Source organism: Bacillus cereus group sp. RP29 (assembly GCF_040459765.1).
Classification (GTDB): Bacteria; Bacillota; Bacilli; order Bacillales; family Bacillaceae_G; genus Bacillus_A; species Bacillus_A paranthracis.
The window spans coordinates 5,222,029-5,247,779 of sequence record NZ_JARVHN010000001.1 but is presented as its reverse complement, the minus strand read 5'-3'; the positions used below and the strand labels follow the sequence as shown (position 1 = coordinate 5,247,779).

The window sequence follows — 25,751 nt, the reverse complement described above, 5'->3', positions numbered from 1 at the left end:
CCCGTAGATGCGTTTAACGAACTTTTTCGGCGATGTAGGTCGCGAAATGAAAAAAGTAAGTTGGCCTAAAAAAGATGAATTACTCCGTTCAACAGCGACTGTTATCGCTACAGTTGTCTTCTTTGCGATTTTCTTCGCAGTAGTTGATATGGGCATTTCTTCTTTAATTCGGTTAATTCTTGGTTAATTCTTGAATAAGAAGCACTTATCCATGATATAATGTTATTTATAAGAACTGTGTAAAAGCCCGGTGAACGGGTTTTTTCATTTGCGCAAAAAAATGTACGTCAGGGAGGGAAGGACGCTCGTCCTAAATGAATGGAAAAAAGTTGGTATGTTGTCCATACTTATTCTGGATATGAAAATAAAGTAAAAGCAAACCTAGAGAAACGTGTAGAATCAATGGGTATGCAAGATAAAATTTTCCGTGTTGTTGTCCCGGAAGAAGTAGAAGTAGAAATGAAAAACGGTAAAGAAAAATTAATGAAAAGAAAAGTGTTCCCAGGTTATGTATTAGTAGAATTAATCATGACTGATGACTCTTGGTATGTTGTACGTAACACGCCAGGTGTAACTGGGTTCGTTGGTTCTTCTGGTTCTGGATCTAAACCATCACCTCTATTAGAAGAGGAAGTTGTTACCATTATGAAACATATGGGAATGGACAACGAAGTGGTTGATTTCGACTTTGAACTTCATGAGACAGTACGTGTAAATGAGGGACCATTCGCAGATTATACAGGTGCTATCGAAGAAATTGATGTGGAGAAGAAGAAGGTTAGCGTGCTTGTGGACATGTTTGGTCGCGAGACTCCAGTTGAACTTGACTTCCATCAAATTGAAAAATTATAAAATGAAACTTGAAATGAATTGTAAAAAGTGATAATATCTTTTAAGTCAGTACGTCTTCGTTATCGGAGACGTTTTTTGAAAGATTTTATCCTTAGAGATAAAATATGACGTGGGAGGGCAAATCACTGTCCAATTGACCACATCACGGACTTAAGGAGGTGTGTCTCGTGGCTAAAAAGGTAATTAAAATGGTAAAGCTTCAAATTCCTGCAGGTAAAGCTAACCCAGCTCCACCAGTTGGTCCAGCATTAGGACAAGCAGGTGTTAACATCATGGGCTTCTGTAAAGAGTTTAACGCTCGTACAGCAGATCAAGCTGGTCTTATCATCCCTGTTGAAATTACGGTATTTGAGGACCGTTCATTCACTTTCATTACTAAAACTCCTCCTGCTGCTGTTCTTCTTAAGAAAGTAGCTGGTATTGAGTCTGGTTCTGGTGAACCAAACCGTAATAAAGTGGCAACTGTTAAGCGTGATAAAGTACGCGAAATCGCTGAAACTAAAATGCCTGACCTAAACGCTGCTAGCGTAGAAGCTGCAATGCGTATGGTTGAAGGTACTGCACGCAGTATGGGCATCGTTATCGAAGACTAATTCGATTTGTTTTTTTAAAAAAGGTTGCGGGTCTGGAATTCCAATTCGCAACCTTTATTATCGTAAATGATTATCGTTTTTAAATAAATGGGTGGCGCGCATCCTCAGGTTATACCTGAAAATAAGCGTAAACGTGGGAGGTTATTCCGCTAAAACCACATTCGAGGAGGAAATAAAAATGGCTAAAAGAGGTAAAAAGTACGTAGAAGCTGCAAAGCTTGTTGATCGTGCAGCTGCTTACTCTGCAACAGAAGCAGTAGAATTAGTAAAGAAAACAAACACAGCTAAATTTGATGCAACTGTAGAAGCTGCATTCCGTTTAGGTGTTGACCCTAAGAAAGCTGACCAACAAATCCGTGGTGCAGTTGTTCTTCCACACGGTACTGGTAAAGTACAACGTGTATTAGTGTTCGCTAAAGGTGAAAAAGCTAAAGAAGCTGAAGCTGCTGGAGCTGACTTCGTAGGCGATGCTGATTACATCGGTAAAATCCAACAAGGTTGGTTCGATTTCGATGTAGTAGTAGCAACTCCTGACATGATGGGTGAAGTTGGTAAACTTGGTCGCGTATTAGGACCTAAAGGTTTAATGCCAAACCCTAAAACTGGAACAGTTACTTTCGATGTAACTAAAGCTGTTAACGAAATCAAAGCTGGTAAAGTTGAATACCGCGTTGATAAAGCTGGTAACATCCACGTTCCAATCGGTAAAGTATCTTTCGAAGATGCTAAATTAGTAGAAAACTTCAGAACAATCGCTGACACTTTACAAAAAGTTAAGCCAGCTGCTGCAAAAGGTACTTACATGAAGAACGTAACAGTTGCTTCTACAATGGGACCTGGCGTACGTGTAGACGTTTCTACATTAGCGTAAATTTTGGAAGTTGACTTCATAAAGAAGTTTTAATATAATCATTTATGTTGTGAATTTAATTAGTGTACCGTAGACAGTAGGTGTCAATAGACTTAATTTCCTACCTAGGTGTTAATATACGAAGCGGAATTTTTTTCTGTGACTATATGCCTCCATGTCTACAAGTTGGGCATGGAGGTTTTTAGTGCACTTTCGGTACATCTTCTATATAATCTACAGGAGGTGTAATAACATGAGCAAAGTAATCGAAACTAAACAACAAGTTGTAACTGAAATCGCGGACAAACTTCGCGCTAGTAAATCTACAATCGTTGTTGACTACCGTGGTTTAACAGTTTCTGAAGCAACAGAATTACGTAAGCAATTACGTGAAGCTGGCGTTGAGTTCAAAGTTTACAAAAACTCTCTAACTCGTCGTGCTGCAGAATCTGCTGAAATGGCTGAGTTAAATGAATTCTTAACAGGACCAAACGCAATCGCGTTCAGTAACGAGGATGTAGTTGCTCCTGCGAAAGTATTAAACGACTTCGCTAAAGATCATGAAGCTTTAGAAATTAAAGCAGGCGTAATCGAAGGTAAACTTGTAACACTTGATGAGGTTAAAGCTATCGCTACTCTTCCATCACGTGAAGGCTTACTTTCTATGCTTCTTAGCGTTCTTCAAGCTCCAATCCGTAACCTTGCACTTGCTACTAAAGCAGTTGCAGACCAAAAGGAAGAGCAAGGCGCTTAATTTTTTAAAAGATAATTACGTATTATCGATAAAACAATACAAACCTATTTAAGGGAGGATATTTACAATGACTAAAGAACAAATCATTGAAGCAGTTAAATCTATGACTGTATTAGAACTTAACGACTTAGTAAAAGCTATCGAGGAAGAATTCGGCGTAACTGCTGCTGCTCCTGTAGCTGTTGCTGGTGGCGCTGGAGAAGCTGCTGCTGAGAAAACTGAATTTGATGTGGAACTAACTAGCGCTGGTGCACAAAAAATCAAAGTTATCAAAGTTGTTCGTGAAATCACTGGTCTTGGCTTAAAAGAAGCTAAAGAATTAGTTGACAACACTCCAAAAGTAATCAAAGAAGCTGCTGCTAAAGAAGAAGCTGAAGAAATCAAAGCTAAACTTGAAGAAGTTGGCGCTGCTGTAGAAGTTAAGTAATTAACTTTTGATGCTTTAAAAAAAGCTCGCTCTCATGCGAGCTTTTTTTTTAACTGTAAAGAAAAGAGGTGGCCATATGGCAGACCATTATTTTTCTAATGACCCTTCTAGTAAAAGTGATCGTAAGCGATGGGAATTTACGCTTCGTGGATCTCAATTTACTTTCTTATCTGACCGTGGGGTGTTCTCGAAAAACGAAGTGGACTTTGGTTCTCGTCTTTTAATTGAAGCGTTTCAAGTGCCAGATATTAAAGGTGACATATTAGACGTAGGTTGTGGATATGGACCAATTGGTTTATCGTTGGCGAAAGAGTTTCAAGACCGTAAAGTTCACATGGTGGATGTGAATGAAAGGGCACTTGAGCTTGCGAAAGAAAATGCCGCTAACAATAGAATTGGAAATGTGCACATTTTTCAAAGTAGCGTCTATGAAAATGTAGATGGTATGTATGCTGCTATTCTATCTAATCCTCCAATTCGTGCAGGTAAAGATATCGTGCATGAGATTTTAGAAAAAGCTATAGAACATTTAGTTCCAGGTGGGGAGTTGTGGATTGTTATTCAAAAGAAACAAGGTGCACCATCTGCGCTGAAGAAACTAGAAGAAGTATTTTCTGAAGTCGAAGTTGTAGAAAAGAAAAAAGGATATTATATCATAAAATCAAAAAAACGTTGACGGTTATTTTTGGCTATGTTAACATTATACAATGCCAATATATGATTTTCTGCGTTGAGAAAGATGTATATTTTTGTTTCTCTTGGAAAAGATAGTAAAATCAGCAGATTATGAAACAGAATGATGGTTTTCTTATAGAAGCCATTTTTCTTTTTTGAACAGGTAGAAAGACTCAACGTATTTATCTTTAAGAGAAAAAGACTACGCTAAATAGCAGTAGTTGTATTTATTTGTGATTTTGCACAAATTTTTTTGTGCATTTATAATACTCATGATTTGAGGGGTGAAGCAGTTGACAGGTCAACTAGTTCAATACGGACGCCACCGCCAACGAAGAAGTTATGCCCGTATTAGTGAAGTATTAGAGTTACCAAATCTTATCGAAATTCAAACCTCTTCTTATCAGTGGTTTCTTGATGAGGGTTTGCGAGAAATGTTCCAAGACATTTCTCCGATTGAAGACTTTACGGGAAATCTATCGCTTGAATTTATCGACTACAGCTTAGGTGAACCTAAATACTCTGTAGACGAATGCAAAGAGCGTGATGTGACGTATGCAGCACCACTTCGTGTAAAAGTGCGTCTAATCAACAAGGAAACTGGTGAAGTAAAAGAACAAGATGTGTTCATGGGAGATTTCCCACTCATGACAGAGACTGGAACATTCGTAATTAACGGTGCAGAACGTGTTATCGTTTCCCAGTTAGTTCGCTCTCCAAGCGTATACTATAGTGGCAAAGTGGATAAAAACGGAAAACGTGGTTTTACTGCTACTGTAATTCCAAACCGCGGAGCTTGGTTAGAGTATGAGACAGATGCTAAGGATGTTGTATATGTGCGTATTGACCGTACGCGTAAACTTCCTGTAACTGTTTTGTTACGCGCATTAGGGTTTGGCTCTGATCAAGAAATCACCGAGCTTTTAGGTGATAACGAATACTTAAGCAACACATTAGAAAAAGACAACACAGATAGCACAGAAAAAGCATTGCTTGAAATTTATGAGCGTCTACGTCCTGGTGAGCCACCAACAGTAGAAAATGCTAAGAGTTTACTTGTGTCTCGTTTCTTTGATCCAAAGCGCTACGATTTAGCAAATGTAGGTCGCTACAAGATCAACAAAAAGTTACACATTAAAAACAGATTGTTTAATCAACGTTTAGCTGAAACATTAGTGGATCCAGAAACTGGTGAAATTTTAGCGGCAGAAGGAACAATCTTAGATCGTCGTACACTTGATCGCATTTTACCTTACTTAGAGAAAAACATTGGATTCAAAACAGCGAAACCAATGGGTGGAGTGGTAGAAGGCGATGTTGAGCTGCAATCTATTAAGATTTATGCTCCTGAGTCAGAAGGCGAGCGCGTAATTAACGTAATTGGTAATGCAAATATTACTCGCGATGTAAAACACATCACACCAGGTGATATCCTTGCTTCTATCAGTTACTTCTTCAACCTACTATACAAAGTAGGGGATACAGATGATATCGACCACTTAGGAAACCGTCGTCTGCGTTCTGTTGGAGAACTATTACAAAATCAATTCCGTATCGGTCTTTCTCGTATGGAACGTGTTGTTCGTGAGAGAATGTCGATCCAAGATACAAATGCAATTACACCACAGGCATTAATTAATATTCGTCCTGTTATTGCATCTATTAAAGAGTTCTTCGGAAGTTCTCAGTTATCTCAGTTCATGGACCAAACAAACCCATTAGCAGAGTTAACTCACAAACGAAGACTATCTGCATTAGGACCTGGTGGTTTAACGCGTGAGCGCGCAGGCTTTGAAGTACGTGACGTTCACTACTCTCACTATGGTCGTATGTGTCCGATTGAAACACCAGAGGGACCAAACATCGGTTTGATTAACTCATTATCTTCATTCGCGAAAGTAAATGAGTTTGGTTTCATTGAAACACCATACCGTCGTGTTGACCCAGAAACTGGTCTTGTAACAGGGCATGTTGATTATTTAACAGCAGATGAAGAAGATAATTATGTTGTAGCCCAAGCGAATATGAAATTATCTGAAGAAGGAGAATTCCTTGATGAAGATATCGTAGCTCGTTTCCGTGGTGAAAACATTGTCACAAATAAAGAACGCATCGACTACATGGATGTATCACCAAAACAAGTAGTGTCGGCAGCGACAGCTTGTATTCCGTTCTTAGAAAACGATGACTCTAACCGCGCACTTATGGGAGCGAACATGCAACGTCAGGCGGTTCCGTTAATGAATCCGGAATCACCGATTGTAGGTACAGGTATGGAGTACGTATCAGCAAAAGACTCAGGTGCTGCAGTAATCTGTAAACACCCTGGTATTGTTGAGCGCGTAGAAGCACGTGAAGTTTGGGTACGTCGCTATGTAGAAGTTGACGGTCAAACAGTAAAAGGCGACTTAGATCGCTACAAAATGCAAAAATTCATTCGTTCTAACCAAGGAACTTGCTACAACCAACGTCCAATCGTAAGTGTTGGAAATGAAGTTGTAAAAGGTGAAATCCTTGCGGATGGTCCTTCTATGGAATTAGGTGAACTAGCACTTGGACGTAACGTGCTTGTTGGCTTCATGACTTGGGACGGTTATAACTACGAGGATGCGATCATTATGAGTGAGCGCCTTGTAAAAGATGATGTGTATACTTCTATTCATATTGAAGAATATGAGTCAGAAGCTCGTGATACGAAGCTTGGACCAGAAGAAATCACACGTGATATTCCAAACGTTGGGGAAGATGCATTACGTAACCTTGACGAGCGCGGTATCATTCGCGTTGGTGCGGAAGTAAAAGATGGAGATTTACTTGTTGGTAAAGTAACACCTAAAGGTGTAACAGAATTAACAGCTGAAGAACGTCTATTACATGCTATCTTTGGAGAAAAAGCGCGTGAAGTACGTGATACATCACTACGTGTACCACACGGTGGTGGCGGTATTATCTTAGACGTAAAAGTATTCAACCGTGAAGATGGCGACGAATTGCCACCAGGCGTGAATCAACTTGTGCGTGCATATATCGTTCAAAAACGTAAAATCTCTGAAGGTGACAAGATGGCCGGACGTCACGGTAACAAAGGTGTTATCTCTCGTATTTTACCAGAAGAAGATATGCCTTACTTACCAGACGGTACGCCAATCGATATCATGTTAAACCCATTAGGGGTACCATCTCGTATGAATATCGGTCAGGTATTAGAGCTTCATCTTGGTATGGCAGCAAGATACCTTGGCATTCACATTGCAACACCAGTATTCGATGGTGCTCGTGAGGAAGATGTTTGGGGCACAATTGAAGAAGCTGGTATGGCAAATGACGCGAAAACAATCCTGTATGACGGACGTACTGGTGAACCATTCGATAACCGTGTATCTGTTGGTGTCATGTATATGATCAAACTTGCGCACATGGTTGACGATAAACTTCATGCTCGTTCTACTGGACCATACTCACTTGTAACGCAGCAGCCTCTTGGAGGTAAAGCTCAGTTCGGTGGACAGCGTTTCGGTGAGATGGAGGTTTGGGCACTTGAAGCTTACGGTGCTGCTTATACTCTTCAAGAAATCTTAACAGTGAAGTCTGATGATGTTGTTGGACGTGTTAAGACGTATGAAGCAATTGTTAAAGGCGAAAATGTTCCAGAACCAGGCGTTCCTGAATCATTCAAAGTATTGATTAAAGAGCTGCAAAGTTTAGGTATGGACGTTAAAATGATGTCTAGCGACGATACAGAAATTGAAATGCGTGATACGGAAGATGACGATGATCATCAATCAGCAGACAAATTGAATGTCGAAGTTGAGACAACTAAGGAATAATTGGGATAACCTGTAGACTAAAAGGGAGGTAGGCCCCTTGATAGATGTAAATAACTTTGAATATATGAAGATTGGACTTGCTTCACCTGACAAGATTCGTTCTTGGTCATACGGTGAAGTTAAGAAACCAGAAACAATTAACTATCGTACGTTAAAGCCTGAAAAAGATGGCTTGTTCTGTGAGCGCATTTTCGGACCACAAAAGGACTGGGAATGTCATTGCGGAAAATACAAACGTGTACGTTATAAAGGTGTAGTTTGTGATCGATGTGGCGTTGAAGTAACGCGTGCGAAAGTGCGTCGTGAACGTATGGGTCATATCGAATTAGCTGCTCCTGTATCTCATATTTGGTATTTCAAAGGTATCCCGAGCCGCATGGGACTTGTCTTAGACATGTCCCCTCGCGCGCTTGAAGAAGTAATTTATTTCGCTTCTTATGTTGTAACAGAAAGTGGAGATACACCACTTGATAAGAAGCAATTACTTTCTGAAAAAGAATACCGTGCATATCGTGATCGATATGGTAGCACATTCCAAGCTGCTATGGGTGCAGAAGCGATTAAAAAGCTATTACAAGACATCGATTTAGATAAAGAAGTAGACTTCTTAAAAGAAGAATTAAAAACAGCACAAGGACAACGCCGTACTCGTGCTATTAAACGTCTAGAAGTATTAGAAGCATTCCGTAACTCTGGAAATGAGCCATCTTGGATGATCTTAGATGTTCTACCAGTAATCCCACCAGAACTACGCCCAATGGTACAGTTAGATGGTGGACGTTTTGCTACTTCTGACTTAAACGACTTATACCGTCGTGTAATTAACCGTAACAACCGTTTAAAACGTCTATTGGACTTAGGTGCACCAAGCATTATCGTTCAAAACGAAAAACGTATGTTACAAGAAGCTGTAGACGCATTAATCGATAATGGTCGTCGTGGCCGTCCAGTTACTGGACCAGGTAACCGTCCATTAAAATCTCTATCTCACATGCTTAAAGGTAAACAAGGACGTTTCCGTCAAAACTTATTAGGTAAACGTGTTGACTACTCTGGTCGTTCTGTAATCGTTGTAGGACCGAACTTAAAGATGTATCAATGTGGATTACCGAAAGAGATGGCGCTTGAACTGTTCAAACCTTTCGTAATGAAAGAGTTAGTTGAAAAAGGATTAGCACACAACATTAAGAGTGCGAAACGTAAAATCGAGCGTGTACAACCTGAAGTTTGGGACGTTTTAGAATCTGTGATTAAAGAACATCCAGTACTTCTAAACCGCGCACCAACACTTCACCGTCTTGGTATTCAGGCGTTTGAACCTACATTAGTAGAAGGTCGCGCAATCCGTCTTCACCCACTTGTATGTACTGCATACAACGCGGACTTTGACGGTGACCAAATGGCCGTTCACGTACCTTTATCATCAGAAGCACAAGCGGAAGCTCGTCTTCTTATGTTAGCGGCACAAAACATCTTGAACCCGAAAGACGGTAAACCAGTTGTTACTCCATCTCAGGATATGGTATTAGGTAACTACTACTTAACACTTGAGCGTGAAGGTGCAATCGGTGAAGGTATGGTCTTCAAAGATGCGAACGAAGCATTACTTGCATATCAAAATGGATATGTACATCTTCATACGCGTGTTGCAGTAGCTGCAAGTGCAGTAAACAACGCAACATTTACTGAAGAGCAGAAGAGTATGCTTCTATTAACAACAGTTGGTAAATTAATATTTAACGAAATCTTACCAGAGTCGTTCCCTTATATTAATGAACCAACAAATTCAAACCTTGAAAAAGAAACACCAGCGAAATATTTCGTTGAAAAAGGTGCGAACATTAAAGAGATTATTGCTAGTCGCGAAGAAGTGGCGCCATTCAGCAAGAAAATCCTTGGAAACATCATTGCGGAAGTGTTTAAACGTTTCAAAATTACAGAAACGTCTCGCATGCTTGACCGTATGAAAAACTTAGGATTCAAGTACTCTACAAAAGCTGGTATTACAGTTGGGGTATCTGACATTCTTGTATTAGGTGAAAAAGATGAAATTCTCCACGAAGCACAAGCAAAAGTAGATAATGTAATTAAACAATTCCGTCGCGGTTTAATCACGGAAGAAGAACGTTACGATCGCGTTATCTCTATTTGGAGTAATGCAAAAGATGTTATCCAAGGAAAACTGATGAAGTCCTTGAATAAACGCAACCCAATCTTCATGATGAGTGATTCCGGTGCCCGTGGTAACGCATCGAACTTTACTCAGCTTGCTGGTATGCGTGGTCTGATGGCCAATCCATCTGGTCGTATCATCGAACTTCCAATCAAATCAAGTTTCCGTGAAGGTTTAACAGTACTTGAGTACTTCATCTCTACGCATGGTGCGCGTAAAGGTCTTGCCGATACAGCACTGAAAACTGCCGATTCTGGTTACTTAACACGTCGTCTTGTTGACGTTGCACAAGATGTAATCGTTCGTGAAGATGATTGTGGAACAGATCGCGGTTTATTAATTGGTGCGATTAAAGAGGGTAATGAAGTTATTGAGTCATTATATGATCGTCTTGTTGGACGTTTTGCAAGAAAAACTGTAAAACATCCTGAAACAGGTGAAGTATTAGTTGCTGAAAATCAATTAATTACTGAAGATATCGCTCATATCGTTGAAAATTCGGGTGTTGAAACTGTAAACATTCGTTCAGCGTTTACGTGTAACACTCGCCATGGTGTATGTAAGAAGTGTTACGGTCGTAACTTAGCAACTGGAACAGACGTAGAAGTAGGGGAAGCGGTAGGTATTATCGCAGCTCAATCTATCGGTGAGCCAGGTACACAGTTAACGATGCGTACGTTCCATACAGGTGGGGTTGCCGGAGATGATATCACTCAAGGTTTACCTCGTATCCAAGAGATCTTCGAAGCTCGTAATCCGAAAGGTCAGGCTGTTATCAGTGAAATCGACGGTGTTATCGCAGCGATCAACGATGTTAAAGATCGCCAAGAAGTAGTTGTACAGGGTGAAGTTGAAGCTCGTACGTATGCTATTCCTTACGGTGCTCGTCTGAAAGTAATTCCAGGACAGAAAATTAGCCACGGTAAAGAGTTAACAGAAGGTTCTATCGATCCGAAAGAATTACTAAAAGTAACGGACATTACGGCAGTTCAAGAATACTTATTACGTGAAGTTCAAAAAGTATACCGTATGCAAGGGGTAGAAATTGGTGACAAACACGTAGAAGTAATGGTACGCCAAATGTTACGTAAAGTACGTGTGAGTGATGCAGGTGAAACAGATGTATTACCAGGAACATTACTAGATATCCATCAGTTTACTGATGCGAATGCGAAGGTGTTACTGCAAGGTAAACAACCAGCAACAGCTAGACCAGTTCTACTTGGTATTACAAAAGCTTCACTTGAAACAGATTCATTCTTATCTGCAGCATCGTTCCAAGAAACAACTCGTGTCTTAACTGATGCAGCGATTAAGGGTAAACGCGATGAGCTTCTAGGATTGAAAGAAAATGTTATTATCGGTAAACTTGTTCCTGCTGGAACAGGTATGAATCGTTATCGCAAAGTGGATCTTGTTAAAACAACACAAGATGACATGAATGTAGAAAACGATGAAGTTTATGTGGAACAGTAAAATTTTCCGTCGTAAATTTTGTATAAAAACAGTTAATCCTAGTTGACATTGTATGAGTCAAAATGTTACTATAAGCAAGGTTGCTCCTGAACGATGCTTTGGAGGATATTTATATGTCTTATCAAAAAGTGTCAAATGCTGAAAATGTAGTCGTTGGTCATAAACGTACATTGGAAGCAATCAAAAATGGTATAGTTAAAGAAGTTGTCATTGCAGAAGATGCTGATATGCGGTTAACCCATGTTATCATTCGCACTGCATTGCAACATAACATACCCATAACCAAAGTTGAATCAGTTCGTAAACTTGGAAAAGTTGCGGGGATTCAAGTGGGAGCTTCAGCAATAGGAATAATAAGTTAAAACTGTTTTTGTGAGGAGAGAGCATTTGCTCTCCCTTGCAAAAACTTTGTTTTCAACTAATAATGAACCACCTGGATATGTGGTCATACAAACATGCGAAGGGAGGATAATCAAATGCCTACTATTAACCAATTAGTGAGAAATGGTCGTACTGATAAAGTATGGAAATCTAAATCACCTGCGTTAAACAAAGGTTTTAACTCTTTAAAGAAAAAATCAACTGATATCTCTGCACCTCAAAAACGTGGTGTATGTACTCGTGTTGGTACAATGACTCCAAAGAAACCTAACTCAGCGTTACGTAAATATGCTCGTGTTCGTTTAACAAATGGTATTGAGGTAACAGCATACATCCCAGGTATCGGTCACAACTTACAAGAGCACAGCGTAGTATTAATTCGCGGTGGTCGTGTAAAAGACTTACCAGGGGTACGTTACCACATCGTTCGTGGTGCGCTTGATACAGCTGGTGTTGACAAGCGTATGCAAGGCCGTTCTAAATACGGTACTAAAAAGCCTAAAGCGGCTAAGAAATAATAACTTTTTAATGAAAGGAGGAACTCAATATGCCTCGTAAAGGACCTGTTGCAAAACGTGACGTGTTACCAGATCCAATGTACAATTCGAAGCTAGTAACACGCCTTATCAACAAAATGATGGTTGACGGTAAAAAAGGTAAATCTCAAACAATTCTTTATAATGCGTTCGATATCGTAAGCGAACGTACTGGTAAAGAGCCAATGGAAGTATTCGAGCAAGCTCTTAAGAACATTATGCCTGTTCTTGAAGTACGCGCTCGTCGTGTTGGTGGTGCTAACTACCAAGTTCCAGTTGAGGTTCGTCCAGAACGCCGTACAACTTTAGGTCTTCGTTGGTTAGTAAACTACGCTCGTCTTCGTGGTGAAAAAACTATGGAAGAGCGTCTTGCTAACGAAATCTTAGATGCAGCTAACAACGCTGGTGCATCTGTTAAGAAACGTGAAGACACTCATAAAATGGCAGAAGCTAACAAAGCATTTGCTCATTACCGTTGGTAGGATTCAACGTAAAATAAATGTAAGCATAAACCGCTTTATTTGTCGCTTATGGAAGTGTGGAGAGGGAGAATGCCTCTCCCTTTCGTTGGGCGCTCGTTTTACATAATGAGGGTACTGGACATACTGACATGTGTAACAATATAAAGTGGCTTTTTTGCTACTTAAAATAAAAAATCCAATCCATATATGGAAGGAGCAAGACACCAAATGGCAAGAGAGTTCTCTTTAGAAAACACTCGTAATATTGGTATCATGGCTCACATCGATGCTGGTAAAACAACAGCTACTGAGCGTATTCTGTACTACACAGGACGTATTCACAAAATCGGTGAAACTCACGAAGGTGCATCTCAGATGGACTGGATGGAGCAAGAGCAAGAGCGTGGTATCACAATTACTTCTGCTGCAACTACAGCACAATGGAAAGGTCACCGTGTAAACATCATTGACACTCCAGGTCACGTAGATTTCACAGTAGAAGTAGAACGTTCTTTACGCGTACTTGATGGCGCAGTAGCAGTACTTGATGCACAATCTGGTGTAGAACCACAAACAGAAACTGTTTGGCGTCAGGCTACTACTTACGGCGTACCTCGTATCGTATTCGTTAACAAAATGGATAAAATCGGTGCAGATTTCTTATACTCTGTAGGAACAATCCACGATCGTTTACAAGCAAACGCACACCCAATTCAGTTACCAATCGGTGCTGAAGATGAGTTCAATGGTATCATTGATCTTGTTGAAGAATGTGCTTACATGTACGGTAACGATTTAGGAACAGACATTCAACGTGTTGAAATTCCTGAAGAGCATAAAGAACTAGCTGAAGAATACCGTGGAAAACTTATTGAAGCGGTAGCTGAGCTTGATGAAGAAATGATGATGAAGTACCTAGAAGGTGAAGAAATCACTGTAGAAGAGCTTAAAGCTGGTATCCGTAAGGCTACAACTTCTGTAGAATTCTTCCCAGTAATCTGTGGTTCTGCATTCAAAAACAAAGGTGTTCAAATTCTGTTAGACGCAGTTATCGACTACCTACCATCTCCATTAGATGTACCTGCAATCAAAGGTACTCTTCCGGATACAGATGAAGAAGTAGAACGTAAGTCTAGCGATGAAGAGCCTTTCTCAGCTCTAGCATTCAAAATCATGACTGACCCTTATGTTGGTAAGTTAACATTCTTCCGTGTGTACTCTGGTGTGTTAAACTCTGGATCATACGTGAAAAACTCAACTAAAGGTAAGCGTGAGCGTGTAGGTCGTATCCTACAAATGCACGCTAACAGCCGTGAAGAGATCTCAACAGTTTACGCTGGTGATATCGCTGCTGCTGTAGGTTTAAAAGATACTACTACTGGTGATACTCTTTGTGACGAGAAGAGCCTTGTTATCCTTGAGTCTATGGAATTCCCAGAGCCAGTTATCTCTGTAGCTATCGAACCAAAATCAAAAGCTGACCAAGATAAAATGGGTACAGCATTATCTAAGCTTTCTGAAGAAGATCCAACATTCCGTGCTCACACTGACCAAGAAACTGGCCAAACAATCATCGCTGGTATGGGTGAACTTCACCTTGATATCATCGTTGACCGTATGCGCCGTGAGTTCAAAGTTGAAGCAAACGTTGGTGCTCCTCAGGTAGCATACCGTGAGACTTTCCGCTCTGCTGCGAAAGTTGAAGGTAAGTTCGCTCGTCAATCTGGTGGACGTGGACAATTCGGTCACGTTTGGATTGAGTTTGAACCTAATGAAGAAGGTAAAGGATTCGAATTCGAAAACAAGATCGTCGGTGGTGTTGTTCCACGTGAATACATCCCAGCTGTAGGCGCAGGTCTTGAAGATGCACTTAAAAATGGTGTACTTGCTGGATATCCAGTAGTAGACATTAAAGCTGCATTAGTTGACGGATCTTACCATGATGTCGATTCATCTGAGATGGCGTTCAAAATCGCTGCATCTATGGCACTTAAAGCTGCGGTTTCTAAATGTAACCCAGTAATTCTTGAGCCAATGATGAAAGTTGAAGTTGTAATTCCTGAAGAGTACATGGGTGACATTATGGGTGACGTAACATCTCGTCGTGGACGTGTAGAAGGTATGGAAGCTCGCGGTAACGCTCAAGTTGTTCGCGCTATGGTTCCACTTTCTGAAATGTTCGGTTATGCAACGTCATTACGTTCTAACACTCAAGGACGCGGAACATTCTCTATGGTGTTTGATCACTATGAAGAAGTACCAAAGTCTGTTTCTGAAGAAATTATCAAAAAAAATAAAGGTGAATAATTGATTTTTATCGATTCTTCACGTATAACTACTTATGTAAGCTTAGAAAGTGGGACGCAAGTTTCGCTTTCTAGCCTAAATATAAAATAACCTATATAAACTAAGGAGGAATTTAGAATGGCTAAAGCTAAATTCGAACGTTCTAAACCCCATGTTAACATCGGTACAATCGGCCACGTTGACCATGGTAAAACTACATTAACTGCTGCGATCACTACAGTACTTGCAAAAGCTGGTGGTGCTGAAGCACGCGGATACGATCAAATCGATGCTGCTCCAGAAGAAAGAGAGCGCGGTATCACAATCTCAACTGCACACGTTGAGTACGAAACTGAAACTCGTCACTATGCACACGTTGACTGCCCAGGTCACGCTGACTATGTTAAAAACATGATCACTGGTGCTGCTCAAATGGACGGCGGTATCTTAGTAGTATCTGCTGCTGATGGCCCAATGCCTCAAACTCGTGAGCACATCCTTCTTTCTCGTCAAGTAGGTGTACCTTACATCGTTGTATTCTTAAACAAATGCGACATGGTAGACGACGAAGAATTATTAGAATTAGTAGAAATGGAAGTTCGCGACCTATTATCTGAATACGGATTCCCAGGCGATGACATTCCTGTAATCAAAGGTTCTGCTCTTAAAGCTCTTCAAGGAGAAGCTGATTGGGAAGCAAAAATCATTGAATTAATGGCTGAAGTTGATGCTTACATCCCAACTCCAGAACGTGAAACTGACAAACCATTCTTAATGCCTGTAGAGGATGTATTCTCTATCACAGGTCGTGGTACAGTTGCTACTGGTCGTGTTGAGCGCGGTATCGTTAAAGTTGGTGACGTTGTAGAAATCATCGGTCTTGCTGAAGAAAATGCTTCTACAACTGTAACTGGTGTAGAAATGTTCCGTAAACTTCTTGACCAAGCTCAAGCTGGTGACAACATCGGTGCTTTACTTCGTGGGGTTGCTCGTGAAGACATCCAACGTGGACAAGTACTTGCAAAAAGCGGTTCTGTAAAAGCTCACGCTAAATTCAAAGCTGAAGTTTTCGTATTATCTAAAGAAGAAGGTGGACGTCACACTCCATTCTTCGCTAACTACCGTCCACAGTTCTATTTCCGTACAACTGACGTAACTGGTATCATCCAATTACCAGAAGGTACTGAAATGGTAATGCCTGGTGACAACGTAGAAATGACTATCGAACTTATCGCTCCAATCGCTATCGAAGAGGGAACTAAATTCTCTATTCGTGAAGGTGGACGTACAGTAGGTTACGGCGTAGTTGCTACTATCGTTGAGTAATCTTAACTGATATAAAAAACCCCGAGGGATTTTCCCTTGGGGTTTTTGTTTGCATTTATATAATGAACAAAATGATTGTTTCATGTTTTGACGAGTTTCTTCTATAATAATGTGAAATCATTAAAACCGAAATCCAGAAACTGTAAAATGAATTCTGCTAGATGAAAACTTGAAATTCTTTAAAGTGCCATGTATAATAGCAAAAGTAGAGAAAAGCAGATGCAAACAAAAAGATGCTTGCATCTAGACGAATAACATTGTATAATAGACAATGTTGGTCTTTGACTGCGATGAAGTGGAAGGTTGCTGACACACCCGGCCGCTTTGCCATGGCATGGTGTGAGGAAATTTCCATGGAGAAGGTCTATTTTAGAAATAGGCGAACGAAGGAGGGAAAATAATGGCAAAAGAAAAAATTCGTATCCGTTTAAAAGCTTACGATCACCGTATTCTTGATCAGTCAGCTGAGAAAATTGTAGAAACAGCTAAGCGTTCTGGGGCAACAGTTTCTGGTCCGATCCCATTACCAACTGAAAAAACTGTTTACACAATTCTTCGTGCTGTTCATAAGTACAAAGATTCTCGTGAGCAATTCGAAATGCGCACGCACAAACGTCTAATCGACATCGTGAGTCCTACTCCACAAACAGTAGATTCATTAATGCGTTTAGACTTACCATCTGGTGTAGATATCGAAATCAAACTATAATTTATATAACTTAAAAATGTAGGAGGTGTAACTCATGACCAAAGGAATCTTAGGAAGAAAGATCGGTATGACTCAAGTATTTGCTGAGAACGGTGAGTTAATCCCAGTAACAGTTATCGCTGCTAATCCAAACGTTGTTCTTCAAAAGAAAACAACTGAAACTGATGGCTACAACGCAATTCAGTTAGGATTTGAAGATAAGCGTGAAAAGTTAACTAACAAACCTGAACAAGGCCACACTGCTAAAGCATCTACAACTCCTAAGCGCTTCATTCGCGAAATCCGCGATGCAGACGTGGACGGATTAGAGGTTGGTCAAGAGGTAAAAGTTGACGTATTCGCTACAGGTGAAATCGTTGATGTAACAGGAATTTCTAAAGGTAAAGGTTTCCAAGGTGTTATCAAACGCCACGGACAATCTCGCGGACCTATGTCTCATGGTTCTCGCTATCACCGTCGTCCAGGTTCAATGGGCCCAGTTGCTCCGAACCGTGTATTCAAAGGCAAAAAACTTGCTGGACGTATGGGTGGAGACCAAGTTACTATCCAAAACTTAGAAATCGTTCAAGTTGACACTGAGCGCAACTTATTACTAGTAAAAGGTAACGTTCCAGGTGCTAAGAAATCTCTTGTAGTTGTTCGAGGCGCTGTGAAGGTTAGCAAATAATTCACAATAGGAAGGAGGAATTCCAATGCCAAAAGTTACTGTATATAACCAAACTGGTTCACAGGTTGGTGAAATCGAATTAGCTGAAGCTATTTTCGGTATCGAACCAAATGAAGCTGTACTTTTCGAAGCTGTAATGATGCAACGTGCATCTTTACGTCAAGGTACACACAAAGTAAAAACTCGCTCTGAAGTTCGCGGTGGTGGTCGTAAACCATGGCGTCAAAAAGGAACTGGACGTGCTCGTCAAGGGTCTATCCGCTCTCCTCAATGGCGTGGTGGTGGTACGGTATTCGGACCTACACCAAGAAGCTATGCGTACAAACTTCCTAAGAAAGTTCGTCGTTTAGCAATCAAATCTGCATTAGCTACTAAAGTAGTTGAGAACAACATTGTAGTTCTTGAAGACCTAGTGTTAAATGCACCAAAAACAAAAGATATGCTAGCAGTACTTAAAGGATTAACTGTTGAGAAGAAAGCTCTTATCGTAACTGCTGATGCAAACGAATCTGTAGAGTTATCTGCTCGCAATATCCCTGGAGTAACAGTAATCACTGCTGATGGCGTAAACGTTTTAGACGTGCTTCATCATGATAAGCTAATCATGACAAAAGCGGCAGTGGAAAAAGTAGAGGAGGTGCTTGCATAATGAGAGATCCTCGTGATATCATTAAGCGCCCAGTTATCACTGAACGTTCTATGGAAATGATGGCTGAAAAAAAATACACGTTCGATGTGGACGTTAAATCTAATAAAACAGAAGTTAAAGATGCTCTAGAAGCGATCTTTGGTGTTAAAGTAGAAAAAGTGAACATCATGAACTACAAGCCGAAAGCAAAACGCGTTGGTCGTCACGCTGGTTTTACTAGCCGTCGTCGTAAAGCAATCGTTAAGCTAACTGCTGACAGCAAAGAAATCGAAATCTTCCAAGGCGTTTAATTCTTACTAAAGAAGGAGGGAAATTGAGATGGGAATTAAAAAGTATAATCCAACTACTAACGGTCGTCGTAACATGACTACGAATGATTTCGCTGAAATCACGACTGACAGACCCGAAAAGTCTTTACTTGCTCCTTTAAGCAAAAAGGCTGGTCGTAATAACCAAGGTAAAATCACTGTACGTCATCAAGGTGGCGGACATAAGCGTCAATACCGTATCATCGACTTCAAACGTAACAAAGATGGAATTCCAGGACGCGTTGCTACGATCGAATACGATCCAAACCGCTCTGCGAATATCGCATTAATTAACTACGTTGACGGTGAAAAACGTTACATTCTTGCTCCTAAGAACTTAGAAGTAGGTATGGAAATTATGTCTGGCGCTGAAGCTGACATTAAAATCGGTAACGCATTACCATTAATCAACATTCCAGTAGGTACTGTTGTTCATAACATCGAGCTTAAACCAGGTCGTGGTGGACAATTAGTTCGTTCTGCTGGTACATCTGCACAAGTACTTGGTAAAGAAGGTAAATACGTTCTTGTACGTTTAACTTCTGGTGAAGTGCGTCTTGTATTATCTGCTTGCCGTGCAACTGTAGGTCAAGTTGGTAACGAGTCACACGAACTTATCAAGATCGGTAAAGCTGGTCGCTCTCGCTGGTTAGGTAAGCGCCCAACTGTTCGTGGTTCTGTAATGAACCCAGTTGATCACCCACACGGTGGTGGTGAAGGACGTTCACCAATCGGACGTAAGTCTCCAATGTCTCCATGGGGTAAACCAACTCTTGGATTCAAAACTCGTAAGAAAAACAAAGCGTCTGACAAATTCATCGTTCGTCGTCGTAAAAAATAATGGGATTGTAGTACGGTTCACTTTGAGAACCGTACGGCAATCACGAAGGGAGGCACCAAAATGGCTCGTAGCTTGAAAAAAGGACCATTTGTCGATGATCATTTAATGAGTAAAATTGCAAAGCTAAATGAAACTGAGCAAAAGCAAGTTGTTAAAACTTGGTCTCGTCGTTCAACGATCTTCCCTCAGTTCATCGGTCACACAATCGCTGTATATGACGGTCGTAAACATGTACCTGTATATGTTACTGAAGACATGGTAGGCCACAAGTTAGGTGAATTCGCACCAACTCGTACGTATAAAGGTCATGATGCTGACGATAAGAAAACTAGAAGATAATGAGAGGAGGCACTTCAATGCAAGCTAAAGCAGTAGCGAGAACAGTTCGTATTGCTCCTCGTAAAGTTCGTTTAGTTGTAGACTTAATCCGAGGTAAGCAAGTGGGTGAAGCGATTGCTATCCTTAACCACACACCAAAAACTGCTTCTCCAGTTGTAGAAAAAGTTTTAAAATCTGCAATCGCAAATGCAGAGCACAATTATGAAATGGACATTAACAACCTAGTTGTTGAGAAAGTTTTCGTTGACGAAGGTCCAACGTTAAAACGTTTCCGTCCACGTGCAATGGGTCGTGCAAGCCAAATTAACAAACGCACAAGCCACATCACAGTTGTGGTATCAGAAAAGAAGGAGGGATAATCGATGGGTCAAAAGGTTAATCCAATTGGTCTTCGTGTCGGCGTTATCCGTGACTGGGAATCTCGTTGGTTCGCTGAGAAAGATTACGCTACATTACTACATGAAGACATCAAAATCCGTGAGTACATTAATGTACGCTTAAAAGATTCTGCTGTTGCTAAAGTAGAAATCGAACGTGCAGCAAATCGTGTAAATGTTACAATTCACACTGCAAAACCTGGTATGGTAATTGGTAAAGGTGGTACTGAAGTTGAAGCACTTCGTAAAGCTCTTAACCAATTAACAGGCAAGCGTGTACACATCAACATTTTAGAAGTTAAGAGAGCTGATCTTAACGCTAAATTAGTAGGCGAAAACATCGCTCGTCAATTAGAAAACCGTGTATCATTCCGTCGTGCACAAAAGCAAGTTATTCAACGTGCTATGCGTGCAGGTGCTAAAGGTATTAAAACACAGGTTTCTGGTCGTCTTGGCGGAGCTGATATCGCTCGTGCAGAATCTTACAGTGAAGGAACTGTTCCACTTCATACACTTCGCGCTGATATTGACTATGCAGCAGTTGAAGCTGATACAACATACGGTAAATTAGGCGTAAAAGTATGGATCTACCGTGGAGAAGTCCTTCCTACAAAAAAGAAAGCTTCTGAGGAAGGAGGAAAATAATATGTTAATGCCAAAACGCGTAAAATATCGTAGAGAGCATCGTGGTAAAATGCGTGGTCGTGCTAAAGGTGGAACTGAAGTAGCTTTCGGTGAATTCGGTTTACAAGCACAAGCTGCTTCATGGATTACAAACCGTCAAATCGAAGCTGCTCGTCGTGCAATGACTCGTTACATGAAACGTGGCGGTAAAGTATGGATTAAAATTTTCCCTTCTAAACCTTACACTGCAAAACCTCTAGAAGTACGTATGGGTTCCGGTAAAGGGGCACCAGAAGGCTGGGTAGCAGTAGTAAAACCTGGGAAAATTATGTTCGAAATCGCGGGTGTATCTGAAGAGGTAGCACGCGAAGCATTACGTCTTGCAGCTCACAAGTTACCTGTGAAATGTAAATTCGTAAAACGTGAAGAAAATGGTGGTGAATCTAATGAAAACTAATGATATTCGTGAATTAACCACTGCCGAAATCGAAACAAAAGTTAAAGCTTTAAAGGAAGAGTTGTTTAATCTTCGCTTCCAACTTGCTACAGGACAATTAGAGAATCCAACTCGCATTCGTGAAGTGCGTAAGGCAATTGCTCGTATGAAAACTGTAGTTCGTGAAAGAGAGATCGGAATTAATCGATAAATTGAGGGGAGGTTTGCATAGTGAGCGAACGTAACCAACGCAAAGTTTATACTGGTCGTGTAGTGTCTGACAAAATGGACAAAACGATTACAGTTTTAGTTGAAACTTACAAAACTCATTCCTTGTACGGAAAACGTGTTAAGTATTCTAAGAAGTACAAAGCCCATGATGAGCAAAACCAAGCGAAACTTGGCGATATCGTAAAAATCATGGAAACTCGCCCGCTTTCTGCTACTAAGCGTTTCCGTTTAGTTGAAATCGTTGAAGAAGCGGTTATTATCTAAATAGACGAATCGGAATTTTTAGTCCGAAGGGAGGTTTCATAACATGATCCAACAAGAATCTCGTTTGAAAGTTGCTGACAACTCTGGTGCACGTGAACTTTTAACAATTAAAGTATTAGGCGGCTCTGGTCGTAAATATGCTAACATTGGTGACATTATCGTTGCTACGGTAAAACAAGCAACACCAGGTGGCGTTGTTAAAAAAGGTGACGTTGTTAAAGCAGTAGTAGTACGTACGAAGAGCGGTGCTCGTCGTCCGGATGGTTCTTACATCAAATTTGATGAAAACGCAGCGGTTATCATTAAAGACGATAAGAGCCCACGTGGTACTCGTATCTTCGGACCAGTAGCTCGTGAATTACGTGATAGCAACTTCATGAAGATCGTTTCTTTAGCTCCAGAAGTTCTATAATTTAAGGTATTGCCTTGCTAAGGAGGTGCAGAATTAAGATGCATGTAAAAAAAGGTGATAAAGTACAGGTAATCACTGGTAAAGACAAAGGAAAACAAGGCGTTATCCTTGTGGCTTTCCCAAAGCAAAACCGTGTTATCGTTGAGGGTGTTAACATCGTTAAGAAGCACTCTAAGCCATCTCAATTAAATCCACAAGGTGGAATTATTACTAAAGAGGCACCTATTCACGTTTCTAACGTTATGATTTTAGATCCGAAAACAGGTGAACCTACTCGCGTAGGCTTCAAGGTAGAAGATGGTAAAAAAGTTCGTATTGCAAAAAAATCTGGTGAATTATTAGATAAATAATTTTCTTAAGAAAGGAGGTCACTTCATTGAATCGCCTTAAAGAGAAGTTCCAAAAGGAAATTACTCCTGCTCTAATGAGCAAGTTTAACTATAAATCTGTAATGCAGGTACCAAAAATCGAAAAGATCGTAATCAACACTGGTGTTGGTGACGCGGTATCTAACTCAAAAGCTTTAGACAACGCAGTAGAAGAATTAACACAAATCGCAGGTCAAAAACCTGTTGTAACTCGTGCTAAAAAATCAATCGCTGGTTTCCGTCTTCGTGAAGGTATGCCAATCGGTGCGAAAGTAACTTTACGCGGCGAGCAAATGTATGAGTTCTTCGATAAATTAGTATCAGTTTCTTTACCACGTGTACGTGATTTCCGTGGTGTTTCTAAGAAATCATTCGATGGTCGTGGAAACTATACATTAGGTGTTAAAGAGCAACTTATTTTCCCTGAGATTGATTATGATAAAGTAAGCAAAGTCCGCGGTATGGACATCGTAATCGTTACTACAGCGAACACTGATGAAGAAGCTCGTGAACTTTTAACACAATTCGGTATGCCATTCCAAAAATAATGGAAGCCAACGCTAAGTAGAGGAGGCGAAAACGTGGCTAAAAAATCTATGATTGCGAAACAAAAGCGTACTCCTAAGTTTAAAGTACAAGAGTATACACGTTGCGAACGCTGCGGTCGTCCGCATTCTGTATACCGCAAATTTAAACTTTGCCGTATTTGTTTCCGTGAACTTGCATATAAAGGTCAAATTCCTGGTGTTAAAAAAGCTAGTTGGTAAAACCCACAAATGGGAAGGAGGTAAAACACATGGTGATGACAGATCCAATTGCAGACATGCTTACTCGCATCCGTAATGCGAACATGGTACGTCATGAGAAATTAGAGGTTCCTGCTTCTAAAATCAAAAAAGAGATCGCTGAACTTTTAAAACGTGAAGGTTTCATTCGTGATGTAGAATACATCGAGGATAACAAACAAGGTATCCTTCGTATTTTCCTGAAATATGGTGCAAACAACGAACGTGTAATCACTGGATTAAAACGTATCAGTAAACCTGGCTTACGCGTTTACGCTAAAGCTGACGAAGTACCACGTGTACTTAACGGATTAGGTATCGCTCTTGTTTCTACATCTAAGGGAGTAATGACAGACAAAGACGCTCGTCAATTACAAACTGGTGGAGAAGTAGTAGCATACGTTTGGTAATATATATTTAAAACGAACGGAGGTGTGACCACATGTCTCGTATTGGTAAAAAGATTCTTGAAATCCCTGCAGGTGTTACTATTACAGTTGCAGAAGACAATACTGTAACAGTAAAAGGCCCTAAAGGTGAATTAACTCGTACTTTCAATGCTGATATGCTTATCAAAATTGAAGAGAATACATTAACAGTTGAGCGTCCATCTGAACAGAAGGAACACCGTGCATTACACGGTACAACTCGTGCTTTAATCGGAAACATGGTTGAAGGTGTAACTGAAGGTTTCGCACGCGGACTTGAATTAGTCGGTGTTGGTTACCGTGCTCAAAAACAAGGTGATAAACTTGTATTAAGCGTAGGTTATTCTCATCCAGTAGAAATGACTCCGGAAGCAGGTCTTGAAGTTGAAGTACCTGCACCAACTAAGATCGTAATCAAAGGTATCGACAAGCAACGTGTTGGCGAATTCGCTGCTAACATCCGCGCTGTACGTGCTCCTGAGCCTTACAAAGGTAAAGGTATTCGTTACGAAGGCGAAGTTGTTCGTCGTAAAGAAGGTAAAACTGCTAAGTAAACCCGTTAGGTGAGAGAAAGGAGTGACAAGAATGATCACTAAAGCTGATAAAAATGCGACTCGTAAGAAAAGACATGCGCGTGTACGTGCTAAACTTACTGGTACTGCAGAACGTCCACGTTTAAACGTGTTCCGTTCTAACCAACATATTTACGCTCAAGTTATTGATGATGTAAATGGTGTAACGTTAGTAAGTGCATCTACTCTTGATAAAGACCTTGCTCTTAACGGTACTAGCAATATTGAAGCTGCTACGAAAGTTGGAGAATCAGTTGCTAAGCGTGCTGTAGAGAAAGGCGTTAAAGAAGTAGTATTTGATCGCGGTGGTTACTTATACCATGGCCGTGTTAAAGCTCTAGCTGAAGCTGCTCGTGAGGCTGGATTACAATTTTAATGGTCAAAGGAGGGAAAATTGATGCATCGCATTGACCCAAGTAAATTAGAACTTGAAGAACGTGTAGTTACGATAAATCGTGTCGCGAAAGTTGTTAAGGGTGGTCGTCGTTTCCGCTTTGCTGCACTAGTTGTAGTTGGCGATAAAAACGGTCATGTTGGATTCGGTACTGGTAAAGCACAAGAGGTACCAGACGCAATCCGCAAAGCTATCGAAGACGCTAAGAAAAACTTAATCGCTGTACCATTAGTTGGTACAACAATTCCACACACAATCAACGGTCATTTTGGAGCTGGTGAAGTATTCTTAAAGCCTGCTGCTGAGGGTACTGGTGTTATTGCTGGTGGACCTGTTCGTGCGGTCCTTGAATTAGCAGGTGTACAAGATATTCTTTCGAAATCTCTTGGTTCTAACACACCAATCAACATGATTCGCGCTACTGTGAACGGATTAAGCGAACTTAAGCGCGCTGAAGATGTTGCAAAATTACGCGGTAAATCTGTAGAAGAGCTACTAGGTTAAGGAGGGAAAACAAATGGCGAAAAAGTTAGAAATTACCCTCACTCGTAGTGTAATTGGTCGTCCACAAGATCAACGTGCGACGGTAGAAGCTTTAGGTCTTAAAAAGTTGAATTCAACTGTAGTTAAGGAAGAAACTCCTGCTATTCTTGGTATGATCAACAAAGTTTCTCACCTTGTAACTGTAAAAGAAGCTTAAGGATAACTCATTAATATAAGGAGGTGCCTG

General features: G+C 40.6%; 34 protein-coding genes and 1 other annotated feature. All 34 genes read left to right on the top strand.

Annotation, left to right across the window (positions count from 1 at the left end; translation table 11 throughout):
• The first annotated feature begins 7 nt into the window (after positions 1-7).
• The 34 genes from secE (at position 8) to rpmD (ending at position 25,721) form a co-directional block, all read left to right on the top strand.
• Positions 8-187: a preprotein translocase subunit SecE gene (gene secE, locus QCI47_RS27685; protein ID WP_001241321.1), complete on the top strand. Its 180-nt coding sequence runs from the start codon at positions 8-10 to the stop codon at positions 185-187.
• Between the two features lie 131 nt (positions 188-318).
• Positions 319-852, top strand: coding sequence for a transcription termination/antitermination protein NusG (gene nusG, locus QCI47_RS27680; protein WP_000415794.1), 534 nt, complete (start codon positions 319-321; stop codon positions 850-852).
• 167 nt (positions 853-1,019) lie between these two features.
• Positions 1,020-1,445, top strand: coding sequence for a 50S ribosomal protein L11 (rplK, locus tag QCI47_RS27675; protein ID WP_001085872.1), 426 nt, complete (start codon positions 1,020-1,022; stop codon positions 1,443-1,445).
• A 178-nt stretch (positions 1,446-1,623) separates the two neighbouring features.
• The gene (rplA, locus tag QCI47_RS27670; RefSeq protein WP_002020168.1) at positions 1,624-2,316 is read left to right on the top strand and encodes a 50S ribosomal protein L1; all 693 of its coding nucleotides are present in this window, start codon (positions 1,624-1,626) and stop codon (positions 2,314-2,316) included.
• 49 nt (positions 2,317-2,365) lie between these two features.
• Positions 2,366-2,509, top strand: a sequence feature (ribosomal protein L10 leader region).
• 39 nt (positions 2,510-2,548) lie between these two features.
• Complete coding sequence (gene rplJ, locus QCI47_RS27665; RefSeq protein WP_000048716.1) at positions 2,549-3,049, top strand: 50S ribosomal protein L10; 501 nt, start codon at positions 2,549-2,551, stop codon at positions 3,047-3,049.
• Positions 3,050-3,116: 67 nt separating this feature from the next.
• The gene (gene rplL / locus QCI47_RS27660; RefSeq protein ID WP_000159736.1) at positions 3,117-3,476 is read left to right on the top strand and encodes a 50S ribosomal protein L7/L12; all 360 of its coding nucleotides are present in this window, start codon (positions 3,117-3,119) and stop codon (positions 3,474-3,476) included.
• A gap of 76 nt (positions 3,477-3,552) precedes the next feature.
• Entirely contained in the window at positions 3,553-4,152 is a 600-nt protein-coding gene (locus tag QCI47_RS27655) for a class I SAM-dependent methyltransferase (protein ID WP_000763281.1), read from the top strand.
• 292 nt (positions 4,153-4,444) lie between these two features.
• Complete coding sequence (rpoB, locus tag QCI47_RS27650) at positions 4,445-7,978, top strand: DNA-directed RNA polymerase subunit beta (protein ID WP_000147554.1); 3,534 nt, start codon at positions 4,445-4,447, stop codon at positions 7,976-7,978.
• A 37-nt stretch (positions 7,979-8,015) separates the two neighbouring features.
• Positions 8,016-11,627, top strand: coding sequence for a DNA-directed RNA polymerase subunit beta' (gene rpoC, locus QCI47_RS27645; protein ID WP_000567937.1), 3,612 nt, complete (start codon positions 8,016-8,018; stop codon positions 11,625-11,627).
• Positions 11,628-11,740: 113 nt separating this feature from the next.
• Positions 11,741-11,989, top strand: coding sequence for a 50S ribosomal protein L7ae-like protein (locus QCI47_RS27640; RefSeq protein ID WP_000121830.1), 249 nt, complete (start codon positions 11,741-11,743; stop codon positions 11,987-11,989).
• A gap of 114 nt (positions 11,990-12,103) precedes the next feature.
• On the top strand, positions 12,104-12,526 hold the full coding sequence (gene rpsL / locus QCI47_RS27635; protein ID WP_001142340.1) for a 30S ribosomal protein S12: 423 nt from the start codon (positions 12,104-12,106) through the stop codon (positions 12,524-12,526).
• Positions 12,527-12,555: 29 nt separating this feature from the next.
• A complete protein-coding gene (rpsG, locus tag QCI47_RS27630) occupies positions 12,556-13,026 on the top strand; it encodes a 30S ribosomal protein S7 (RefSeq protein WP_001137493.1) in 471 nt (156 codons plus the stop codon).
• A gap of 207 nt (positions 13,027-13,233) precedes the next feature.
• Positions 13,234-15,312, top strand: coding sequence for an elongation factor G (gene fusA / locus QCI47_RS27625; RefSeq protein ID WP_000090373.1), 2,079 nt, complete (start codon positions 13,234-13,236; stop codon positions 15,310-15,312).
• A gap of 117 nt (positions 15,313-15,429) precedes the next feature.
• Positions 15,430-16,617 carry an elongation factor Tu gene (gene tuf, locus QCI47_RS27620; RefSeq protein WP_001029615.1) on the top strand — a complete coding sequence of 396 codons (1,188 nt, stop codon included), beginning with the start codon at positions 15,430-15,432 and terminating at the stop codon, positions 16,615-16,617.
• Positions 16,618-17,017: 400 nt separating this feature from the next.
• Positions 17,018-17,326 (top strand): 30S ribosomal protein S10, encoded by a 309-nt coding sequence (gene rpsJ, locus QCI47_RS27615; RefSeq protein ID WP_001040596.1) that lies wholly within the window; start codon positions 17,018-17,020, stop codon positions 17,324-17,326.
• A 34-nt stretch (positions 17,327-17,360) separates the two neighbouring features.
• Entirely contained in the window at positions 17,361-17,993 is a 633-nt protein-coding gene (gene rplC, locus QCI47_RS27610; RefSeq protein ID WP_353811997.1) for a 50S ribosomal protein L3, read from the top strand.
• A gap of 25 nt (positions 17,994-18,018) precedes the next feature.
• Complete coding sequence (rplD, locus tag QCI47_RS27605) at positions 18,019-18,642, top strand: 50S ribosomal protein L4 (protein ID WP_001127258.1); 624 nt, start codon at positions 18,019-18,021, stop codon at positions 18,640-18,642.
• Positions 18,642-18,932 (top strand): 50S ribosomal protein L23, encoded by a 291-nt coding sequence (gene rplW, locus QCI47_RS27600; protein ID WP_001205558.1) that lies wholly within the window; start codon positions 18,642-18,644, stop codon positions 18,930-18,932. The genes rplD and rplW overlap by 1 nt, the downstream gene beginning before the upstream one ends.
• A 28-nt stretch (positions 18,933-18,960) precedes the next feature.
• Positions 18,961-19,791: a 50S ribosomal protein L2 gene (gene rplB / locus QCI47_RS27595; RefSeq protein ID WP_000511580.1), complete on the top strand. Its 831-nt coding sequence runs from the start codon at positions 18,961-18,963 to the stop codon at positions 19,789-19,791.
• 60 nt (positions 19,792-19,851) lie between these two features.
• Complete coding sequence (gene rpsS, locus QCI47_RS27590) at positions 19,852-20,130, top strand: 30S ribosomal protein S19 (RefSeq protein WP_000124453.1); 279 nt, start codon at positions 19,852-19,854, stop codon at positions 20,128-20,130.
• 17 nt (positions 20,131-20,147) lie between these two features.
• Positions 20,148-20,489 (top strand): 50S ribosomal protein L22, encoded by a 342-nt coding sequence (gene rplV / locus QCI47_RS27585; protein ID WP_001148024.1) that lies wholly within the window; start codon positions 20,148-20,150, stop codon positions 20,487-20,489.
• Between the two features lie 3 nt (positions 20,490-20,492).
• Positions 20,493-21,152 (top strand): 30S ribosomal protein S3, encoded by a 660-nt coding sequence (rpsC, locus tag QCI47_RS27580; protein ID WP_000529956.1) that lies wholly within the window; start codon positions 20,493-20,495, stop codon positions 21,150-21,152.
• Between the two features lies 1 nt (position 21,153).
• Entirely contained in the window at positions 21,154-21,588 is a 435-nt protein-coding gene (gene rplP / locus QCI47_RS27575; protein WP_000928971.1) for a 50S ribosomal protein L16, read from the top strand.
• Entirely contained in the window at positions 21,578-21,778 is a 201-nt protein-coding gene (rpmC, locus tag QCI47_RS27570) for a 50S ribosomal protein L29 (RefSeq protein ID WP_000855718.1), read from the top strand. The genes rplP and rpmC overlap by 11 nt, the downstream gene beginning before the upstream one ends.
• A gap of 20 nt (positions 21,779-21,798) precedes the next feature.
• Positions 21,799-22,062 carry a 30S ribosomal protein S17 gene (gene rpsQ, locus QCI47_RS27565; RefSeq protein ID WP_000004106.1) on the top strand — a complete coding sequence of 88 codons (264 nt, stop codon included), beginning with the start codon at positions 21,799-21,801 and terminating at the stop codon, positions 22,060-22,062.
• 43 nt (positions 22,063-22,105) lie between these two features.
• Positions 22,106-22,474, top strand: coding sequence for a 50S ribosomal protein L14 (gene rplN, locus QCI47_RS27560; RefSeq protein WP_000615912.1), 369 nt, complete (start codon positions 22,106-22,108; stop codon positions 22,472-22,474).
• A 38-nt stretch (positions 22,475-22,512) separates the two neighbouring features.
• Positions 22,513-22,824: a 50S ribosomal protein L24 gene (gene rplX / locus QCI47_RS27555; RefSeq protein ID WP_000558200.1), complete on the top strand. Its 312-nt coding sequence runs from the start codon at positions 22,513-22,515 to the stop codon at positions 22,822-22,824.
• Positions 22,825-22,850: 26 nt separating this feature from the next.
• Positions 22,851-23,390 (top strand): 50S ribosomal protein L5, encoded by a 540-nt coding sequence (gene rplE, locus QCI47_RS27550; RefSeq protein WP_001080827.1) that lies wholly within the window; start codon positions 22,851-22,853, stop codon positions 23,388-23,390.
• Between the two features lie 33 nt (positions 23,391-23,423).
• Positions 23,424-23,609 carry a 30S ribosomal protein S14 gene (gene rpsN, locus QCI47_RS27545; RefSeq protein ID WP_001085700.1) on the top strand — a complete coding sequence of 62 codons (186 nt, stop codon included), beginning with the start codon at positions 23,424-23,426 and terminating at the stop codon, positions 23,607-23,609.
• A gap of 29 nt (positions 23,610-23,638) precedes the next feature.
• Positions 23,639-24,037, top strand: coding sequence for a 30S ribosomal protein S8 (gene rpsH / locus QCI47_RS27540; protein WP_000245511.1), 399 nt, complete (start codon positions 23,639-23,641; stop codon positions 24,035-24,037).
• Between the two features lie 32 nt (positions 24,038-24,069).
• Entirely contained in the window at positions 24,070-24,609 is a 540-nt protein-coding gene (gene rplF / locus QCI47_RS27535) for a 50S ribosomal protein L6 (RefSeq protein WP_000086558.1), read from the top strand.
• 31 nt (positions 24,610-24,640) lie between these two features.
• Positions 24,641-25,003, top strand: a complete 363-nt coding sequence (gene rplR / locus QCI47_RS27530; RefSeq protein ID WP_000628816.1) for a 50S ribosomal protein L18 — start codon at positions 24,641-24,643, stop codon at positions 25,001-25,003.
• Between the two features lie 21 nt (positions 25,004-25,024).
• Complete coding sequence (rpsE, locus tag QCI47_RS27525; RefSeq protein WP_000554646.1) at positions 25,025-25,525, top strand: 30S ribosomal protein S5; 501 nt, start codon at positions 25,025-25,027, stop codon at positions 25,523-25,525.
• Between the two features lie 13 nt (positions 25,526-25,538).
• Entirely contained in the window at positions 25,539-25,721 is a 183-nt protein-coding gene (gene rpmD / locus QCI47_RS27520; RefSeq protein WP_001085234.1) for a 50S ribosomal protein L30, read from the top strand.
• Positions 25,722-25,751 lie beyond the last annotated feature (30 nt).

Bases quoted from the DNA above. Each gene is read 5' to 3' on its own strand.
- rplJ (WP_000048716.1), top strand. From the start codon at position 2,549: ATGAGCAAAGTAATCGAAACTAAACAACAAGTTGTAACTGAAATCGCG.
- rpsS (WP_000124453.1), top strand. From the start codon at position 19,852: ATGGCTCGTAGCTTGAAAAAAGGACCATTTGTCGATGATCATTTAATG.
- rpsE (WP_000554646.1), top strand. From the start codon at position 25,025: ATGCATCGCATTGACCCAAGTAAATTAGAACTTGAAGAACGTGTAGTT.
- fusA (WP_000090373.1), top strand. From the start codon at position 13,234: ATGGCAAGAGAGTTCTCTTTAGAAAACACTCGTAATATTGGTATCATG.
- QCI47_RS27655 (WP_000763281.1), top strand. From the start codon at position 3,553: ATGGCAGACCATTATTTTTCTAATGACCCTTCTAGTAAAAGTGATCGT.
- rplV (WP_001148024.1), top strand. From the start codon at position 20,148: ATGCAAGCTAAAGCAGTAGCGAGAACAGTTCGTATTGCTCCTCGTAAA.
- rpsL (WP_001142340.1), top strand. From the start codon at position 12,104: ATGCCTACTATTAACCAATTAGTGAGAAATGGTCGTACTGATAAAGTA.
- rplA (WP_002020168.1), top strand. From the start codon at position 1,624: ATGGCTAAAAGAGGTAAAAAGTACGTAGAAGCTGCAAAGCTTGTTGAT.
- rplN (WP_000615912.1), top strand. From the start codon at position 22,106: ATGATCCAACAAGAATCTCGTTTGAAAGTTGCTGACAACTCTGGTGCA.
- tuf (WP_001029615.1), top strand. From the start codon at position 15,430: ATGGCTAAAGCTAAATTCGAACGTTCTAAACCCCATGTTAACATCGGT.
- rpmD (WP_001085234.1), top strand. From the start codon at position 25,539: ATGGCGAAAAAGTTAGAAATTACCCTCACTCGTAGTGTAATTGGTCGT.
- rpmC (WP_000855718.1), top strand. From the start codon at position 21,578: ATGAAAACTAATGATATTCGTGAATTAACCACTGCCGAAATCGAAACA.
- rpsG (WP_001137493.1), top strand. From the start codon at position 12,556: ATGCCTCGTAAAGGACCTGTTGCAAAACGTGACGTGTTACCAGATCCA.
- rplF (WP_000086558.1), top strand. From the start codon at position 24,070: ATGTCTCGTATTGGTAAAAAGATTCTTGAAATCCCTGCAGGTGTTACT.
- rpsJ (WP_001040596.1), top strand. From the start codon at position 17,018: ATGGCAAAAGAAAAAATTCGTATCCGTTTAAAAGCTTACGATCACCGT.
- rplD (WP_001127258.1), top strand. From the start codon at position 18,019: ATGCCAAAAGTTACTGTATATAACCAAACTGGTTCACAGGTTGGTGAA.
- rplW (WP_001205558.1), top strand. From the start codon at position 18,642: ATGAGAGATCCTCGTGATATCATTAAGCGCCCAGTTATCACTGAACGT.
- secE (WP_001241321.1), top strand. From the start codon at position 8: ATGCGTTTAACGAACTTTTTCGGCGATGTAGGTCGCGAAATGAAAAAA.
- rplR (WP_000628816.1), top strand. From the start codon at position 24,641: ATGATCACTAAAGCTGATAAAAATGCGACTCGTAAGAAAAGACATGCG.
- rplB (WP_000511580.1), top strand. From the start codon at position 18,961: ATGGGAATTAAAAAGTATAATCCAACTACTAACGGTCGTCGTAACATG.
- rpsC (WP_000529956.1), top strand. From the start codon at position 20,493: ATGGGTCAAAAGGTTAATCCAATTGGTCTTCGTGTCGGCGTTATCCGT.
- rplX (WP_000558200.1), top strand. From the start codon at position 22,513: ATGCATGTAAAAAAAGGTGATAAAGTACAGGTAATCACTGGTAAAGAC.
- rpsH (WP_000245511.1), top strand. From the start codon at position 23,639: ATGGTGATGACAGATCCAATTGCAGACATGCTTACTCGCATCCGTAAT.
- rplL (WP_000159736.1), top strand. From the start codon at position 3,117: ATGACTAAAGAACAAATCATTGAAGCAGTTAAATCTATGACTGTATTA.
- nusG (WP_000415794.1), top strand. From the start codon at position 319: ATGGAAAAAAGTTGGTATGTTGTCCATACTTATTCTGGATATGAAAAT.
- QCI47_RS27640 (WP_000121830.1), top strand. From the start codon at position 11,741: ATGTCTTATCAAAAAGTGTCAAATGCTGAAAATGTAGTCGTTGGTCAT.
- rplC (WP_353811997.1), top strand. From the start codon at position 17,361: ATGACCAAAGGAATCTTAGGAAGAAAGATCGGTATGACTCAAGTATTT.
- rplP (WP_000928971.1), top strand. From the start codon at position 21,154: ATGTTAATGCCAAAACGCGTAAAATATCGTAGAGAGCATCGTGGTAAA.